This is a genomic window from Microcoleus sp. T3_B1 (genome assembly GCF_036700445.1).
Lineage (GTDB): Bacteria > Cyanobacteriota > Cyanobacteriia > Cyanobacteriales > Microcoleaceae > Microcoleus.
On record NZ_JAUBOX010000032.1, the window covers coordinates 1 to 18,248 of the forward strand.

Annotated in this window: 15 protein-coding genes; 8 read left to right on the forward strand and 7 right to left on the reverse strand. The window is 46.6% G+C overall.

Annotation, left to right across the window (positions count from 1 at the left end):
• Positions 1-374 precede the first annotated feature (374 nt).
• On the reverse strand, positions 375-2,603 hold the full coding sequence (gene pflB / locus QT990_RS18265; RefSeq protein ID WP_333465594.1) for a formate C-acetyltransferase: 2,229 nt from the start codon (positions 2,601-2,603) through the stop codon (positions 375-377).
• A 420-nt stretch (positions 2,604-3,023) separates the two neighbouring features.
• On the opposite strand from pflB, the gene QT990_RS18270 reads away from it, so the two are divergent.
• The gene (locus QT990_RS18270; protein WP_333465595.1) at positions 3,024-5,744 is read left to right on the forward strand and encodes a bifunctional acetate--CoA ligase family protein/GNAT family N-acetyltransferase; all 2,721 of its coding nucleotides are present in this window, start codon (positions 3,024-3,026) and stop codon (positions 5,742-5,744) included.
• Between the two features lie 370 nt (positions 5,745-6,114).
• Here QT990_RS18270 and QT990_RS18275 read toward each other — a convergent pair whose 3' ends face one another.
• On the reverse strand, positions 6,115-6,717 hold the full coding sequence (locus tag QT990_RS18275) for a superoxide dismutase (protein WP_333140780.1): 603 nt from the start codon (positions 6,715-6,717) through the stop codon (positions 6,115-6,117).
• Between the two features lie 381 nt (positions 6,718-7,098).
• Here QT990_RS18275 and QT990_RS18280 point away from each other — a divergent pair, with 381 nt between their 5' ends.
• Entirely contained in the window at positions 7,099-7,638 is a 540-nt protein-coding gene (locus QT990_RS18280; protein ID WP_333105942.1) for a phosphate-starvation-inducible PsiE family protein, read from the forward strand.
• 724 nt (positions 7,639-8,362) lie between these two features.
• Here QT990_RS18280 and QT990_RS18285 read toward each other — a convergent pair.
• Positions 8,363-8,914, reverse strand: a complete 552-nt coding sequence (locus tag QT990_RS18285; protein WP_333140602.1) for a peroxiredoxin — start codon at positions 8,912-8,914, stop codon at positions 8,363-8,365.
• A 119-nt stretch (positions 8,915-9,033) separates the two neighbouring features.
• On the opposite strand from QT990_RS18285, the gene QT990_RS18290 reads away from it, so the two are divergent.
• Positions 9,034-10,383: a peptidylprolyl isomerase gene (locus QT990_RS18290; RefSeq protein WP_333140604.1), complete on the forward strand. Its 1,350-nt coding sequence runs from the start codon at positions 9,034-9,036 to the stop codon at positions 10,381-10,383.
• A gap of 80 nt (positions 10,384-10,463) precedes the next feature.
• Here QT990_RS18290 and QT990_RS18295 read toward each other — a convergent pair whose 3' ends face one another.
• Positions 10,464-11,177 (reverse strand): tetratricopeptide repeat protein, encoded by a 714-nt coding sequence (locus tag QT990_RS18295; RefSeq protein ID WP_333305917.1) that lies wholly within the window; start codon positions 11,175-11,177, stop codon positions 10,464-10,466.
• 526 nt (positions 11,178-11,703) lie between these two features.
• Here QT990_RS18295 and QT990_RS18300 point away from each other — a divergent pair.
• From QT990_RS18300 to QT990_RS18315, 4 genes are all read left to right on the forward strand, one after another.
• On the forward strand, positions 11,704-12,420 hold the full coding sequence (locus QT990_RS18300) for a pentapeptide repeat-containing protein (RefSeq protein WP_333140608.1): 717 nt from the start codon (positions 11,704-11,706) through the stop codon (positions 12,418-12,420).
• Between the two features lie 728 nt (positions 12,421-13,148).
• Entirely contained in the window at positions 13,149-13,880 is a 732-nt protein-coding gene (locus tag QT990_RS18305; RefSeq protein ID WP_445251107.1) for a cytochrome c biogenesis protein CcdA, read from the forward strand.
• Between the two features lie 315 nt (positions 13,881-14,195).
• Complete coding sequence (locus tag QT990_RS18310; RefSeq protein WP_333337686.1) at positions 14,196-15,608, forward strand: cytochrome c biogenesis protein; 1,413 nt, start codon at positions 14,196-14,198, stop codon at positions 15,606-15,608.
• A 268-nt stretch (positions 15,609-15,876) separates the two neighbouring features.
• Positions 15,877-16,074, forward strand: coding sequence for a DUF2283 domain-containing protein (locus QT990_RS18315; RefSeq protein ID WP_333140612.1), 198 nt, complete (start codon positions 15,877-15,879; stop codon positions 16,072-16,074).
• 37 nt (positions 16,075-16,111) lie between these two features.
• Here the strand turns inward: QT990_RS18315 and queF are convergent, their stop codons facing one another.
• Complete coding sequence (gene queF / locus QT990_RS18320) at positions 16,112-16,531, reverse strand: preQ(1) synthase (protein ID WP_006633986.1); 420 nt, start codon at positions 16,529-16,531, stop codon at positions 16,112-16,114.
• 145 nt (positions 16,532-16,676) lie between these two features.
• Here queF and QT990_RS18325 point away from each other — a divergent pair, with 145 nt between their 5' ends.
• Positions 16,677-17,273 (forward strand): hypothetical protein, encoded by a 597-nt coding sequence (locus tag QT990_RS18325; protein ID WP_333140615.1) that lies wholly within the window; start codon positions 16,677-16,679, stop codon positions 17,271-17,273.
• An 84-nt stretch (positions 17,274-17,357) separates the two neighbouring features.
• Here the strand turns inward: QT990_RS18325 and speD are convergent, their stop codons facing one another.
• Positions 17,358-17,780: an adenosylmethionine decarboxylase gene (speD, locus tag QT990_RS18330; protein ID WP_190743421.1), complete on the reverse strand. Its 423-nt coding sequence runs from the start codon at positions 17,778-17,780 to the stop codon at positions 17,358-17,360.
• A gap of 253 nt (positions 17,781-18,033) precedes the next feature.
• Positions 18,034-18,237 (reverse strand): hypothetical protein, encoded by a 204-nt coding sequence (locus tag QT990_RS18335; RefSeq protein WP_333140617.1) that lies wholly within the window; start codon positions 18,235-18,237, stop codon positions 18,034-18,036.
• Positions 18,238-18,248 lie beyond the last annotated feature (11 nt).

Below are 18,248 nucleotides of genomic sequence, written 5' to 3' on the forward strand. Positions count from 1 at the left end.
GACTGTTGACTGTTGACTGTTGACTGTTGACTGTTGACTGTTGACTGTTGACTGTTGACTGTTGACTGTTGACTGTGAACTCGAATTTACTATTCCGATGCTAACGGATTTGATATGAGGGGGAGGGCGGGCTTAACAATAGCCGGAAAACTTTTCGGATCTCTTGTTTATAGCCGAGGCTCGCTCCCCCTGGCCAAGGGCGGGCACGGGGGCACCGCCCCTACGAAGGGGGATTTTCCGAGTTTCCGGTTCTCCCTTTCTTAAGGCTAGGGGGGATTGAGCTTAATTGTTTAACAGCTTCTTCAGTCCCCCTCTGTTCGGATGAAAGTTTGACTCTTGAGCGGTTGAAACCGCCGAGTTTTTTCTGCTGGGATTTAGACGCGCTCGTGGAAAGTCCGTTTAATCACATCTAATTGTTGTTCGCGGGTAAGTTTGATGAAATTAACCGCATAACCGGAGACACGAATTGTTAGCTGGGGATAGTTTTCTGGATGTTCCATCGCATCTAGTAATGTTTGCCGATCGAGGGCGTTAACATTGATGTGATGGCCGCCATCGTGGAAGTAACCGTCTAACAGACCAACTAGGTTATTAGTCCGATCGCTCTCCATTCTGCCCAAGGCCTGCGGTACAATCGAAAAAGTATTCGATATGCCATCTTGACAATCACTGTAAGGCAGTTTTGCTACAGAAGATAAGGATGCGAGCGCCCCACAGGAATCTCGGCCGTGCATCGGGTTAGCACCGGGAGCAAAGGGTTCGCCTGCTTTACGTCCGTCGGGAGTGCTACCAGTTTTTTTGCCGTACACTACGTTAGAGGTAATCGTTAGTACCGATTGAGTCGCTACAGCGCCGCGGTAGGTTTTGTGCTGGCGAATTTCGTTCATGAAGCTTTGCACAAGTTCGATCGCCAGACTGTCTACGCGATCGTCATTATTGCCGTATTTGGGATATTCTCCTTCGATCGAGTAATCCACTGCCAAACCTTGCTCGTTGCGGATCACCTTAACTTTAGCGTGTTTAATCGCCGATAGGGAGTCCGCCACCACAGAGAGTCCGGCAATTCCGCAGGCCATTGTCCGGTAAACATCGCGATCGTGCAATGCCATTTCTAGCCGTTCGTAGCAGTATTTGTCGTGCATATAGTGAATGACATTCAACGTATTGATATACGTTTTTGCCAACCACGCCATCATGTCGTGGAACCGGGCTCTTACCTCGTCATAATCGAGATATTCGGTAGTAATCGGTGGGAACTGCGGCGCGATTTGGTCGCCGGACTTCTCATCTTTACCGCCGTTAATCGCATAGAGCAAAGTCTTAGCCAAGTTAACTCGCGCGCCGAAAAACTGCATTTGCTTGCCAATTCGCATGGCAGAAACACAACAGGCGATCGCGTAATCATCGCCGTATTGAGGACGCATCAAGTCGTCGTTTTCGTACTGAATCGAACTCGTATCGCTGGATACCTTGGCACAGAATTCTTTGAAGTTTTCCGGCAAGTTTTCCGACCACAAAACAGTGAGGTTTGGTTCTGGTGCAGTACCGAGGTTTGACAGGGTGTGCAAGAATCGGAAACTGTTACGAGTTACCAATGTTCTACCGTCAGTGCTTATACCGCCGATCGCCTCTGTTACCCAAGTTGGATCGCCAGAAAACAGAGCGTTATAGTCGGGAGTCCGCAAAAACCGCACCATGCGGAGTTTCATTACAAAATGGTCGATCAGTTCTTGCAATTCCACTTCGGAACTCGCGCCACTTTGCAAATCGCGCTCGAAATAAATGTCTAAAAACGTCGATACGCGGCCCAGAGACATCGCTGCCCCGTTTTGTTCTTTCACTGCTCCCAAGTAGCCAAAATACACCCACTGGACAGCTTCTCGTGCGTTTGCCGCCGGACGGCTAATATCAAAGCCGTAGCTAGCCGCCATTTCTTTTAACTCAAACAAGGCCCGAATTTGCTCGGATAACTCTTCGCGCAAACGAATTGTTGCCTCGTCCATCGCCTCTAGTTCGAGTGATTCTTGCTGGGTTTTTTTATCATCAATTAGGCGATCGACACCGTACAAAGCAACGCGCCGATAGTCACCGATGATCCGCCCGCGTCCATAGGCATCTGGCAAACCTGTGATGATACCAGAACGTCTCGCCAGACGCATCGAGCGCGTGTAAACATCGAATACACCATCGTTATGAGTTTTGCGATATTTCGTAAATATTTCTTCTGTTTGCTCATCTAGCTGATAGCCGTAAGCTTCTAAACCTGCCTTGACCACCCGAATTCCGCCAAAGGGCATAATCGCGCGTTTCAAAGGTTTATCTGTTTGCAAACCTACTATTTGTTCTAAGTCGCGATCGATGTATCCTGCTGCATGAGCCGTGATAGATGTGGGAACTTTTGTATCAACATCCAATACACTTTTTTCGCGCTCTTGCTTCATTAGTTCCAGGACTTTGTGCCAAAGCTGCTGGGTTTTTTCTGTTGGTGCTGCGAGAAATTCTGCATTCCCTTCGTAGGGGGTGTAATTCTTTTGGATGAAGTCTCTGACGTTGACTTCGTTTGTCCAGTTGCCTTCAGTAAAGCCGTGCCATTCTGCAAACATAGCTTGCTTTCCCCTCAAATTTTTGTTAGCGATCGATCTTTTCTTCTTCGACCACTACATCTAGTATATATTTAATTTCACTATTTTAAATCCTCAGTTCGCTATTTGTTACAAAAGTTGACTTGCTAATTCGGTGGGAAGAATTAAGATAGATAGTAGGCAGAGCATCCTCTTGAATTATTGTTGAGGAAGCTCTGACAAACTTGGCTCCCCAACTAACACTTGGACAACGGAAAGGTTGTTTAAGGGCGGGTAGGTCGGCAACGGGCAATGAGATTTTTGGGTCACGAACCGCGAACACGAGAGAAAGATGAAGAAAAAGCCGAAAAAGAGTTCGGATTTGATTCGGTGATTGTTATCGAAAGCAGAGCAATATTAATTGCTGATTAATTGAAGTAGGGTACTATGCAGATAAATTCAATGAATCAAAGCACTGCGAGCGATCGGGCTCACGATATTTGGAAAGAACAGCGTCATCCGCTCGATCGGATTTTTCGGCCTCGCTCCGTGGCTGTAATCGGCGCAACAGAGAGAGAAGGAAGCGTCGGACGAACTCTCCTGTGGAACTTGATTCGGAATCCGTTTGGCGGAACAGTTTTTCCAGTGAATCCCCAGCGCCACAGCGTCTTGGGACTCAAGTCTTATCCTGACATTGCTAGCGTCCCGGAAGTAGTGGATCTGGCGGTGATTGCTACGCCTGCTGCTGGGGTGCCGCAAGTGATCCGCGAATGTATCGCTGCTGGGGTGAAAGGGGCAATTATTGTTTCTGCTGGGTTTAAAGAGATTGGCGCGGCTGGGGAGGCTTTAGAACAGCAAGTTATGGCCGAGGCGCGTCGGGGCGGAATGCGGATTATCGGCCCAAATTGCCTCGGGGTGATGAATCCTGTGCTTGGGCTCAATGCTACTTTTGCAGGTACGATCGCCCGTCCGGGTAATGTCGCCTTCATCAGTCAAAGCGGCGCCCTCTGTACTTCGATTCTCGACTGGAGTTTGGGGGAAAATGTCGGTTTTAGCGCTTTTGTGTCGATCGGCTCTATGCTTGATGTCGGTTGGGGCGATCTGATCGAGTATTTCGGGGACGATCCCCATACCCACAGTATCGTTTTGTACATGGAATCTATGGGTGATGCTCGTTCGTTTCTGTCCGCCGCCCGCCCAGTGGCGATCGACAAACCGATCATCATTCTCAAGGTAGGACGTACCGCCGCCGCCGCCCAAGCCGCCGCTTCCCATACGGGGGCTTTGACCGGTAGCGATGACGTGCTTAACGCTGCTTTCCGCCGCTGTGGCGCGTTGCGCGTACATACGATTTCCGATTTGTTCGACATGGCAGAAATTCTGGCCAAGCAACCGCGACCGCAGGGCAACCGCCTATCGATCGTCACCAATGCAGGAGGCCCAGGGGCGATCGCCACTGATGCCTTAATTAGCGACGGCGGTGCGCTGGCAAATCTGTCACCGGAGACGGTGCAGAAGCTTGATGAGTTTTTGCCCCCTCAGTGGAGTCATCACAACCCGATCGATATTTTGGGCGATGCTAGTAGCGATCTTTACGCCAAAACTCTAGAAGTTGTCGCTCCCGATCCCAATAGTGACGGATTGCTGGTCATCCTGACGCCACAAGCGATGACAAATCCGACGCAAACCGCAGAAAAACTCAAGTCTTACAGCAAACTCGGAAAGCCCTTATTAGCAAGCTGGATGGGTGGTGTGGAAGTGTCAGCGGGAACGCAAATTCTCAATCAGGCAAATATTCCGACTTTCCCTTATCCCGATACCGCCGTCAGGTTATTCAACTATATGTGGCGGTACACATACAACCTGCGCGCTATCTACGAAACGCCTTCTCTCCCCGCTGATTGCGAAATCGAGACTTCCGGGTGTGCGACTGCTGCGAAGATTTTGACTGCCGCGGGCCAAAACAATCGCACTCTATTAACCGAGTACGAATCAAAACAGTTGCTGGCAGCTTACGGCATTCCCACCGTAGCGACAGAAATTGCAGCAAGTGCGGCCGAAGCTGTGGAAATTGCCGAGATCCTCGGTTATCCAGTGGTGCTAAAACTCCATTCTGAGACGATTACTCACAAAACCGATGTGGGGGGCGTAAAACTAAATTTAGGCGATGCTAACGCTGTAATTAGTGCCTTTGAGGGGATCTCCCAGCGGGTACGGGCGATCGATCCTGCAGCGTTTCTTGGCGTAACCGTGCAGCCGATGGTGCATTTGGAAGGCTATGAACTAATTTTGGGTAGCAGTATTGACCCACAATTTGGGCCGGTGATGCTGTTTGGTTCCGGCGGACAATTAGTGGAAGTCTTTCAAGATCGATCGCTCGCCCTTCCGCCTTTAAATACCACCCTAGCGCGGCGGATGATGGAGCAAACTCGCATCTATAAAGCTTTGCAAGGAGTGCGCGGTCGATCGGCAATTGACCTGGTACAACTCGAACAGTTATTAGTTCGTTTCAGTCAACTGATTGTAGAGCAACCTCAAATTTCCGAGATTGATATTAATCCGCTGTTGGTTTCTCCTGAAGGTGCGATCGCTCTTGATGCCCGCGTTGTTCTCCAGACAACAGAAAACCGCATTTCACCCGCGATTCGCCCCTATCCTACGCAATACGTTCAAACATGGTCAACAAACGGCGATCGTCCCCTCACCATCCGTCCCATTCGCCCAGAAGATGAGCCGCTGATGGTGCTCTTCCACAAAGAACTTTCCGAAGAGAGCGTGTATTTGCGTTACGCTCACATGGTAAAGTTAAAGCACCGCATCGCTCACGAACGTTTGACCCGGATTTGTTTTATTGACTACGATCGGGAAATGGTGTTAGTAGCCGATCGTCAAGACCCGGAAACCTCAGAACACCGGGTTTTGGGAGTAGCGCGTCTGAGCAAACTCCACGGCACAAACCAAGCCGAATTTGCGCTGATCGTTAGCGATAGCTATCAGAAGCGCGGTTTGGGAACAGAATTATTGAGGCGGATGCTGCAAATTGGTCAGGAAGAGAAATTAGAGGCGATCGTTGGCTACATTCTCAATAGCAACTACCAGATGCAGAGCCTCTGTAAAAAACTAGGATTTGAACTCCAACCAGACCGAGACGAAGGAATGTTGAAAGCTGTTTTTGTCTGCTAAGCTGTGGAGCATTTAAACCACTAACGAGGCTTGTATGGTGCGTCAGGAGTGAACACTTACGCGCTTATGCGGGAAACACTTCTGTACGCTCCGCACCCTACAATCGTCTTTTAAATGCCGAACAGCTTAATAGCAAGTTTGGTTAAACTGATATCTTGCACCATTCTCAATTAGCCGTAGGGGCGGGTTCGCCAACAGCCTTAAAGCTTGCAAATAGGTTCTATAAACCCGCCCGACCCCACGAAAAATCCTCTTATTGATATTGCTGCAAGATGTCAGGTTAAATAATTCTCATTCATCACCACTAAAGTCCTCACTACAAACCGATAAAGTTTGTAGTGAGGACTTTAGTCCTCAAACTAAGATGCTACTAAGCCGCAGCCAAATTTGCTGCTGCGAAATCCCAGTTAGCCAAATTATCCAAGAAATTAGTAATGTAGTCGGGACGGCGGTTTTGGAAATCCAAATAATAAGCGTGTTCCCACACATCCAAAGTCAGCAACGGAGTTTGACCGTGTGCTACGGGGGTGTCAGCGTTAGCTGTTTTGGTAACTTTCAAAGTACCGTTGTCCACAACCAGCCAAGCCCAGCCGCTACCGAACTGAGTTGTCGCAGCAGTCTTAAATTCTTCTTTGAATTTGTCGAAGCTGCCGAAGTCGGCGTTGATTTTCTCAGCTAAAGCTCCTGTCGGAGTGCCACCGCCGCCCGGTGCGAGGGAATTCCAGAAAAAATTGTGGTTCCAAACTTGACCTGCATTGTTGAAAATGCCAGCTTTGGATGGGTCTTTAGCAGATTCCTTGACAATTTCTTCAAGGGATTTGCTCGCCATTTCAGTTCCTTCAATCAGTTTATTCAGATTGGTCACGTAAGCAGCGTGGTGCTTGTCGTGGTGGAACGAAAAAGTGTTGGCCGACATATGACCTGACTCTAGGGCGTCAGCGGCGAAGGGTAATGGTGCAAGTTCAAATGCCATTGTGTTCAATCCTCTCTGGATTACTTTTGGTTTTTGGGCTAACTTTCCGGCTTTTGTATGATTAAAGCCGAGAGTCGCTAGCTTGAGTTTATCAAGCTGTGGTAAATAATTCTTTACAATTTTCATATTTTATAGCAGTTGGGGCATTCCAGCATTCAGACTTGTATTTTTTAGATATCAAAGCTACTTATTGCAGGTTTCACATAGCATAAAGTATCACTAAATGTCAAGCCACCGGGGTGGCAAATAAAAGTGTGTGTGAAATTGTCAACCGAGCGAAATTTTATGAGACTGATAAATAGATTAAACCTGTAAATTGTCAAAGATTAACCTAAGTTCAATTAAGCTGTAAGGAAGTCAAACAAGTTGCAGGAGCTGTCAATGGAAAAGCGTTTAAACAACTCGTCCAGTCACCCCCCTCAATGGTTGAATCTTCAATTAATCGTCACCGCTCTGGAAACAGTCCAAGACTTAATTGTAATTTCCCTATGTATTGGTTTGTTTTGTTTCATGGTGCTCGAACTGCGAGAAATGTTCTTCTCGCTGCTACCTCCTTTGAATTTCCAGGAAGTCACTGCCGACATTCTATTCTTATTGGTTTTGGTGGAATTATTTCGCCTGCTAATTATTTATTTACAAGAGCAGCGGGTTTCGATAGGTGTGGCTGTGGAAGTTTGTATAGTATCTGTTTTGCGAGAAGTTATCGTGCGGGGAGTGCTGGAAACTCCCTGGGTTCAAATATTATCAACAGGCGCATTTTTGCTGGTTTTGGGAGTGTTGTTGGTAGTCCGAGTTTGGTTGCCGCCAACCTTCGAGGGAATTGACCCGGAACGCCGCCTTGCTAGCAGAAATAGAAAATTTTCAGAGCCTGAATCTTCTTCGGAGCCTCTTGCAGTCAATAGCAAGTTTAATTCTCATTGAATATGGCATGACAGGCGATTTTAGATTTTAAATTTACTCTGATATTGCTTGTCACGTTACCAGCCATCATTTCCCGTAAAACTGAGATGTTGCACCATTGTCAATAAGGGGCTCTCCTGCCCGTTCCACAAAGAGTAGATTTTCTCGTGGGGAGTAGGGGTTGGGCAGGAGAACCCACCCAAAAAAGGATTATTGAGAATGCAATACGCTTGGGTTAAGCTCGATCCCCCGGCGCCTAGGGCGGGCACTCTTGGCACCGCCCCTACGAAGGGGAGTAGGGGGTGGGACAAGAAATTACTCAAAGTCAACCCCTACTCCCCAACAATCAGGGGGAGTAGGGGGTATGCGAGGGGGATATAGCCCGGAATAAATAGTTTTAACCCAAGCGTATTGATTGAGAATGGTGCAAGATGTGAGGTCAAATCAACGGGAGCATCTCACCTTTGCAGCCCTCCGCTAGAAATTGGAGTTTTGAGGCAGGAGGCAGGAGGCAGGAGGCAGAAGGAAAGAGGCAGAAGGAAAGAGGCAGAAGGAAAGAGGCAGAAGGAAGGAGCCAGAAGAAGTATTTTTACAAATATGAGATGCTCCCAAATCAACCTGATAACGTTTGCAGTGAAGACTAAAATCATCTGCATTTTCAGAGGATTTTAGTCCTTACTACAAACACAAGCTTCCTCAGTCATTCCCAATTCTTCCAATCTAAAATCTAAAATCTAAAATGGTATTACCCGTTAGCCTGCAATTCCCCCAAACGGGCAAACACTTCTTTAGAATGAATCGCCGGATTAATCTTCACAAAAGTTTCCCGCAAAATGCCTTCAGGGTCAATAATAAAACTGTGCCGCGCCGAGATAAAACTCATCCAAGAACCGTAAGCTTTACTCACTTTACCATCCGTATCAGCTAACAGCGGAAACTTTAAACCTTCCGAATCGCAAAATTCCGCGTGGGAGTTGACATCATCAGCGCTAATACCGATAATTTGAGTATTCTTTGCCAAGTATTTCGGCAAGTCTTCCTGAAATCTCCGTGCTTCGATCGTACATCCCGATGTAAAGTCTTTCGGATAAAAATAGACTACCAGCCACTTACCGCGATAATCGGACAGGGAGACTTGTCCCTCGCCGCTGTTTGTCGGCAAACTAAAATCCGGTGCCGCTTCATTCAGCGTCGGAAGCTTGCCACCGAGGGCCAATGCAGGTGTGGCAAAATTGAAACTTAGAACAACTAGACAAATTGCCAATAAAGTGCTAAAAAACTTGCGACGGGACATCATAAATTTAGAAGTAGAACTGTACTTAAGACAAGTTTACAGTTTTCTGATTAAATGGGTAAGGGCAATTCGCGGATTGCTTCTAAAACCCAACGATCACTCACTCAAATAGCAATTTACCCATGAGCGCTGCACTCCCGTTAACAGGCAAAGCTATAGTAGTCCAGGTAATTAACGGTCAACCCGTTACGATCGAAGTAGACGGCACTAATGCCCCGATTACTGGGGGAAATTTTGTTGACTTAGTTGAACGTGGCATTTACGACGGGGTGATGTTTCACCGAGTTGTGCGCCAGCCAGAGCCTTTTGTGGTGCAAGGAGGCGATCCGCGCAGCAGAGATACGACAATTCCCGCAAGTCAATTGGGAACGGGTAATTTTATTGACCCGGATACCAATCAGCCGCGTTTTATTCCTTTGGAAATTAAGCCACAAGGGGCCGCGCAACCTGTTTACAACCAAGTTGTAACCCAGACGCCGCAGTTGCCGCACACTCGCGGGGCTGTGGCAATGGCTCGTTCTAATGCTTTGAATTCTGCTTCTTCGCAGTTTTATTTTGCTTTGGATGATTTGCCATTTTTGGATGGTAATTATGCTGTTTTTGGCAACGTTATTCAAGGTTTTGAAACGGTGAATGCGGTGCAGCAGGGCGATCGCATTTCGACTGCAAAAGTCGTTCAAGGAATCGTTCCCAGTCGGGTTTCTAGCATAGTTAGCGATGTTAATGCGCTTAACGCTTTAATCAATAGTACCAATTTCGTAAATCTATCTTTGCGAGCGCTCAGACTGTCAAACACCACCAATAACTATCAAGTCACTTCCCAAGACTCTCAGCAAAATCCCAGCGGTGTAGTGGGAGGTAGCGGCAACAATGCGATCCTCGGTTCACCCACGGATGATGCAATTAATGGCAGCCAAGGCAACGATACCCTCACGGGCGAAGCGGGTGACGACTTTCTCAGAGGCGGCAAAGGTAACGACTCCATTAGCGGAGGTGTTGGCAACGATATTCTGATTGGCAATTTCGCTGACGATATTCTCAATGGTGATGCTGGTAACGACTTTTTGCGAGGCGGTCAAGGGAATGATATCTTAATTGGTGGTGATGGCAATGATATTTTGATTGGAGATACAGGCAACAATACTCTCACAGGAGGTAGTGGTGCAGATACTTTTGTTTTGCTCGGAGTAGATCCTGCTTCTCTTCCTTTTATTACCCTACCCCCGACAAGTCATACAATAGTTGATTTTAGACCAGAGGAAGGCGATCGCATTGCTTTGACAGGAAATTTATCCGATACTACATTCACTCAATCTGGAAGCAATACTGTAATTAACTTGGCAGCGGCTTCTACTGTGGTACAAAATGCTACCGTCGCCTCTGTTCAAAATGCAGCCTTTGCAATTCCTTTATCTAGGATTCCTAGTGCTCCTAACCCTCAACCTACCGATGCAGCCTTGAGAATTGGCTAACTTTAACTAGAGGTGTAAGGTGCGCTGCACCTTACCCAATTCCCAATTCCCAATTCCCAATTCCCAATTCCCCAATTCAACTAATACCATAGCTGGCTAATTTTAGAAACCGCATCTTGATAAGAATCCATTCTCCCCTGCAGCTTAAAAAGCCCTGCCGCCTTCTGAAAATCCTCAAATGCTCCCTGAACCTCTCTCAATTTATATCTAATCACTCCTCGGTTAAAGTAAGCTTTAGCAAAATCGCTATCGAGGCGAATTGCTGACTCAAAATCAGCTAGTGCTGCCAGGGAATTCTCCATTTGCAGGCGGATAGCACCTCGGTTAAAGTAAGCTTGGGCTAAATTGGGGTTCAGCAGCAGTGCCGAGTTGTAATCTGCGATCGCCGCAGTATAATCTTTTAAACCAGTCAGCATAAAACCGCGATTGCTGTAATACTTGGCTCGGTAAGGATTGAGTTTGATGGCTGTAGTTAAATCTTCGATCGCCGATTGCTTGTAGCCTAATTTGTAGCGGGCCACACCGCGATCGTTATAAGCTGACGCGAATTGCGGATTAATGTTAATTGTGGCAGTAAAATTTTTAATAGCGCCGTGCAAGTCTTGTTGTTCGAGATTTTTTAAACCCTGAGTGTAAAACTTTTTGGTAATAACTTTTAAATTTGCCTCTTGTCGGGATTCAGCTTGCTCCCCCGGAAATACTTTGCCTGCAATATTAGTGAATCCCAAAGATTCGATCGAATTGAAAATAGTTGTGACAACTAATTGGCTTGGGAGAAGGGGGATAGTAGGCATGGGAGGAGTGGTGTTCAACTGTATGCACTTATTTTCCTCCATACTTCAGCTACTGACAGTGATATCCGTAGTCTCAGGAACGTGATAAGTTTGATGAGATTTGGTGATGCTGGGGCTTGAGTTGTGTGATGAAAGTTGGGCTTAGTTAGTGATGACGATCGCAATTGTGAACAAATGCGTCTACAACCCTTTAAATATAAGGTTTTCAGGCTAGCTTGGCGGTTTCTTTCTTCCCATAGTGAGCAGTTCCTACCGGGATTGTTTGCAGGTAGGCCCCTGGGGGAGCGATCGCAACTGCCCGCAGCAAGTATTACTTTGTAGCGATATTCGATCGGGATTTGTCCATCGAACACGGCCATCTTAAACCCGGTTTTTACTCACGCCCAGAGCACCATTCTCGCTTAACAGGCTTTCCGGCCTGTTCCACAAATTACTAATATTTTTGAGTAATCTTGCTGAGGAAAGTTGCAGATTATTTGCTATGCTTTGATTAGACATCAATAATTAATGGCGCAAATTAGTGTCAATGAAAAGAGTTATGAGGTTGAAAATTTTCTTCGCGGCCGTATTGGCGATCGTCCTGTTCACTCTCTACTTAACTCCTCCTGTGATGGCCGCGAATGGGGAGGATTTGAGTCACCTATTAAAAGATAATTGGTGCGTCAGCTTTCTCTGGAAGCAATGCGATTTGAGCGCTGTCGATTTGCGGGGAGCTAATCTCCAAGAAGCCAATTTGTCCGGCGCTAATTTGTCCGGTGCTAATTTGTCCGGTGCTAACTTAAAAAATGCTGACCTTTCTGGCGCAGACCTCAGTGGCGCTAATTTAGCAAATGCTGAGATTTTAGGCACGGATCTCAGTCGAGCCAATTTGACCGAAGCTAATTTCAACGGCACGAAGTTGTGGGATGCTAATCTGACTTTGGCAAATCTGAGCCGCGCCAATTTACAAGATGCTAATGTCTTAGATTCTCGACTTTGGGGAAGCAATCTCACGGAAGCTAATTTAACGGATGCGACGCTGCACGGTGCTGATTTGCAATATGCTAATTTAGCCGACAGTAATTTGAGAGGTGCTGACTTGCACAGCTTCTTTTTCCGAGGTTCCAAACAAGTCACAAATTTGAGCAATGCTAATTTAGAAGGTGCTACTTTAACGGGAGCAAATCTCAGAGGTGCGGTGCTGGCAGGGGCAATAATGCCGGACGGGTCTATTAATGAAGAAAGTGGCTTGAATTTACAGTAGAGTAAAATTAAAGTCTGCTTGAATAATTTCAACAACAGGCTTTCGGGCTGATTTCGCAGTGAATGAATTATCGGGTGTAGCTGCGCCCGTTGCCAACAGCTTGTTGAGGAGGCTGTCAATCGATTTTAGATTTTAGATTTTAGATTTTAGATTGAAGCCTTGACCCCACGGATAAATTCGGGGGCTCCTTTATCGGATACAGGTTTTTATTTCTGGGTCCTGAGTCTGCGAAGGAATGAATCCGGGGGCTTGTATCCTGGATGCTTGCGGTCAAGATATCAATTTAAACCAGGGTGCGATCGACCTTTTAACTCCCAAGCTGCGCCCATTGCCAACAGCTTGTTGAGGATGCTGTCAAGATATCAATTTAAACCAGGGTGCGATCGACCTTTTAACTCCCAACCAGTAAATATCGCTAAAATCTAAAATCTCAAACCGAACCTGCGCGCATCTGTTACAATTTTCAACAAAGCCAGAACACCCCCGAACCTGAAGTCACCTGCCTAGGGCTACAAGCCCCCGACAGGAGTCGTGAAGAGCAAAAATATTAGGTATTTAGTTGAAACTCCCAGATTCATCTGTAGAGTCAATCTAAAATCTAAAATCTAAAATCTAAAATCGATGGGCTGTGGAGTCAATCTAAAATCTAATAATCTAAAATCTAAAATCTAAAATCGATGGGCTGTGAGTCAATCTAAAATCTAAAATCTAAAATCTAAAATCGACTGATGGAAACCCTGCAAACTCAACTTTACGAACTCGCACAATTTGCTAATAATTTAGTAAATACTCAACTGACAAACCTCAGTTTAGTCAGCGTCGGAGTCATCTTTCTGGCAGGGTTGCTAACGAGCTTAACACCCTGTATGCTTTCCATGTTGCCGATCACGATCGGCTACATCGGCGGATACGAAGCAAAAAGCCGCCTGCAAGCTGCCGCCCAGTCTGCGTGGTTTTCCCTGGGATTAGCCACCACCCTTGCGGGTTTAGGTATTGTAGCATCATTTGCCGGACAAGTTTACGGGAAAATTGGCGTGGGTTTGCCGATTCTTGTCAGCATTATTGCTATTCTAATGGGGCTGAATTTACTCGAAGCTTTACCCTTGCAACTGCCGTCTTTCGACGCTGTGGGGTGGGTGCCGAAAGATTTGCCGGCGGGCGTGCGATCGTACTTATTGGGCTTAACTTTTGGTTTAGTAGCGTCTCCCTGCAGCACGCCGGTTTTAGCTACACTCTTAGCTTGGGTTTCCAAAACGGGAGATACAGTTTTAGGTGGTGTGTTGCTGCTGTTTTACGCTGCTGGCTACGTCGCTCCGCTGATTATAGCAGGTACTTTTACTGCCAGCATTAAAAAGTTGTTAGAATTACGTCGGTGGTCGAGTTGGATTACGCCTGTTAGTGGCGTTTTGCTAGTAGGATTTGGCGTTTTCTCTCTGCTTTCCCGCATCCTTCCCGCGTAACTTTCGTTCTCAGGACTTCAGTCCTTATTGAGAGATATAGCAATCACTATGGAATGCGTGAATTAAGTTTTTTTTAACGAACCGCGAAGACGCGAAGAACACGAAGGAAGAAAGAAAGAAAAGAGAAAGAATTCAAAATTGATTGAGACTTTTTCAATAAACATAATAATATTTTGTTCATCTTTTTTTTCCCTCCTTTCTCTTCCTTCTCCCTTCTTCCATCCGTTACATCCGTTACAAAATCCGTTGCCGAACTTCCTTCCATCCGTTACATCCCGTACATTGCTCGTTGCCGAACTTCCTCCATAATTACCAATGACATCAAAAGAAGTATTTCTATCAAAACTCTCAAACTGGGCGACGGCCCCTCAAAGGTTTTTCAAGCGAGAAATCTTGCCGGTGCTAGCAGATTTGCGGCTGGCAATTATCTTGCTGCTGACGATCGCATTTTTCAGCATTTCTGGCACTGTCATCGAACAAGGCCAATCAGTACCCTTTTACCAATCTAACTATCCAGAACACCCCGCTTTGTTCGGCTTCCTAACTTGGAAAGTTGTGCTAATTGCAGGACTTGACCACGTATACCGCACTTGGTGGTTTTTGTCAATCCTCATTTTGTTCGGCAGCAGCTTAACAGCTTGTACATTTACCCGACAATTTCCCGCACTAAAAGCCGCCCGCCGCTGGAAATTTTATGAAGAACCAAAGCAGTTTGAAAAATTAGCTCTCAGTGCGGAATTAGAAACAGTTGCTTTAAGTTCGTTAGAACCACTTTTGCAGCAAAAAAATTACCGCATATTTCGAGAAGGCGAAAAAGTTTATGCCCGCAAGGGAATAATTGGTAAAATCGGCCCGATTATTGTTCACGCCAGTATGCTAATTATTTTAACTGGGTCGATATGGGGCGCAATGACGGGATTTCTCGGTCAAGAAATTGTTCCCAGTGGCGAAACATTTCAGGTGCAGAATATCCTGGATGCGGGGCCTTGGGCCGGGCCGCAAATACCGAAGGATTGGTCGATGCGAGTTAATCGGTTCTGGATTGATTATACTCCCGAAGGCGGAATCGACCAATTTTACTCTGACCTGTCAGTTTTGGACAAAACAGGCCAAGAGGTCGATCGCAAAACCATTCACGTTAACGAGCCCCTCAGATACCGGGGAGTCACATTTTATCAAGCAGATTGGGCAATAGCCGCCGTGCGAGTTCGCCTCAACAAAAGCCCGGTTTTACAATTGCCAATGGCTCAGTTAGACACCCAAGGTAAAGGCAGAATTTGGGGTGCTTGGATTCCCACAAAACCAGATTTGAGTGCGGGAGTTTCTCTGCTAGCAAAAGACTTGCAAGGAACGATGTTAGTGTACGGTACGGATGGCAAATTGTTAACTACAGTTCGCGCAGGCACGGCGGTAGAAGTTAACGGAGTCATGCTGACAATTGACGAAGTTGTAGGCAGTACGGGATTGCAAATTAAAGCCGATCCGGGTATTCCTATCGTTTATACTGGCTTCGGGTTGCTGATGCTTAGTGTGCTGATGAGCTATCTGTCTCACTCGCAGATTTGGGCTTTGGAAACCAACGGTAAACTATATGTCGGCGGGCGAACAAATCGCGCCCAGGTGAGTTTTGAAAGAGAAGTTGTGGAGATTTTGGACAAGTTGGCCGAATCGAAACAAGAGGAAGAAAAGAGCGAAATAGCGCCGACTTCTCTAGCGAATCAAAACTAACCGTAGGGTGCGCTAGGCGCACCTTACACCAGGTGAAAAACGGATAATTAAACAGGAAATAAATGTGATCAGGAATAAGAATTAAATAACTTACAATGCGTGATGGTTCTTGTGGGATGGGCGTCCCGCCCGTCCAGAAAGGGCGGGCGGGACGCCCAACCCCTACTCCCCACTTTCAAGAGTGTAAATTATTTAATTCGCGATCCTAAAAACGATTGAGTTCAGTTAACACGCATTACTAAAAAGAGAGATTCTAGAAAGTCAAGATATGAAAAAGATTAGATACAGCCAAGATGTAGATGCGATGCTGATCGAAATTTCCGATTGCCCGATCGCCTATGCCGAAGATGAAGGAAACATGATTCTGCACTATTCTAGCAGCGGAGAACTGGTGTTGATTGAAATATTAAATGTCAAACAATTTATGTCATTAGAATCTCTCTCCGATGAGATACCTACCCGCTAAAGCAGTTCAAGCGGGCGGACACTCACAGGGACTGCACCTACTTCTGGTGCGACACCTCAATCACGGTGTGGACGTTCCCCCGTGGCGAAAAATCGCCCTTAATCGTCGCTTCCAGCGGCGCGCAAGCGGCCACAAAATCGTCTAAAATTTGATTGATCGATTCTTCGTGAGAAATGTAGCGATCGCGATAACTGTTAACGTAGAGTTTGAGCGCTTTTAACTCTACCACCCGCTCGTCTGGCACGTAAGTAACGTGAATAGTCGCAAAATCGGGATAGCCAGAAAACGGACACTTGCAAGTAAACTCCGGCAAAGTGATGTTAATCGAGTAGCGCCGCCCGACTCGCGGATTCGGGAAAGTAATTAACTCCCCTTCCAAAATCTGGCGTTCGCCGTATTTCATTTCTTCGGTGCTTGACTTTTGCGACATAGTTTGTTCCGGTGCGTAGTTGTTCATAGCGATTGACCAAAAACTTGTAACATTAAATTAAATTTACGTTCAATATCTGTAACAAATATCTTGACGAATTGTGTTGCGATCGATCTAATTGCAAATAGTCTCAGGCTAAACTAAAACAAGTTCACCCTCGCCATCTACAATTATGCAAAATACTACCTTATCTGACAATACTTCCCCCGAAAACTCAAATAGTTACTCTCCATCGGTACCGATTTCCCTCTATCGAGAAGTCACGGCAGAGCTCCAAGCAGCCCAAGCGATGGTGGACTCCCTCAAAACCCACAATCAGCAATTAGTCCAACAAAATCAACAACTCCGGCGAGAAGTAGAAACAGTAGTTCAAGTATCCCAACAGTTACAGCAAGTAGTCAACTCGGCTCAGAGCGTCACCCAGACAGGAATGCCTCAAATGCCGTCAGTCAAATTCAATTTCAGCATTGAACCTCCGCCCCCACCACCTGTAACCTCGCAGACTAACTCTGCCATACCTCAACCACCTCAGACAGTGGCTTTCCCCTTCCCAATACCGGAACCGGAGCCAACAGCCACCTCAATGCCGCAGCCACTTCCCGAAAAATTATTTACAGAGGTGCCAGAAACTCCTTACCGTGTGCGATCTCAACTCAAAAAAACCTCAGATTTAAGCGGATTGTGGTTGGCGATCGCGATTTTTCTGATTGTGATTGCAGCTTTCGGTGCAGGTTATTTAGTTGTCCGCCCTTTATTAATGAAAAAGTAAATTCCAACAAGAATCCCACGGCTCAAGCCGTGGGATTTTAAACAAAACCTAGCATAAATTGTTCAAAGTTACGCTAATTGGCCATCATCCTCTGGCGGCAATCGTTTCTACTGAACGAGGGGCATACTGCTCTTCACAAGCAGAACCTACGATTCCCACCCCTGGCTCGAAACCGCGCGTGAACTCAGTGAGTTTTACCTGTTTAGCTTCCAAAGCTGTCTGTAGCACCTTCATGGCTCGGTGAGGGTCGCCGGCTCCGCAGAAAAATAAATCTGCAGCAAAATAACCGTGTTCAGGCCAAGTATGGATTGCTATATGGGACTCTGCCAAAGTAGCAGTAGCTGTCACTCCGTGAGGACTAAACTGGTGTACGCACAAATCGATGAGAGTAGCTCCTCCGGCTTCGATCGCATCGAGAATAGCGCGGCGGATACGTTCAGGATCGTTGAGCAGGTCTCCAGGAGACTGCCAAGCATCAGCGACCAGATGGGTTCCCAATTGTTTCATTCTGCGGGGTTTTACCTCTATTGAAGTTAAGTCTCAAACCTTTTAACGTTAGCACGATGTCAAAAATTTTGCAAGTATTTTTCACAAAGAAAGATGCAGGTTAGGAGAAGTACGCATCACCAACCGCTTGCGGTATAGTGGGGTCGAACTGTCTCACAGGCAGAGGCCACTAATCGAATTCGTGTTATTTCAGCGCTGCCAAGTTCTTCTCAAACCACCTTGTTTGATTAAAGCGATCTTTTGTTTCCATTGGCTAAAAACCAAAGCTCGATCGTTCCGGCCGTGACGGAATTGATATGAGATCGAAAGGCAAAAGATGCACGGCTATCCTCTCATGCGTAAAATTCGCCACAGCCGGAACGATCGCCCGCCGGGCCGATTCCAGCGCTCGCTCTGGCAGCCTATGCTGTAAAAGTTGACCAGCAACAGGCGATCTCCGCTGGGTTTCTGGCGTCACCTAGCTAAACC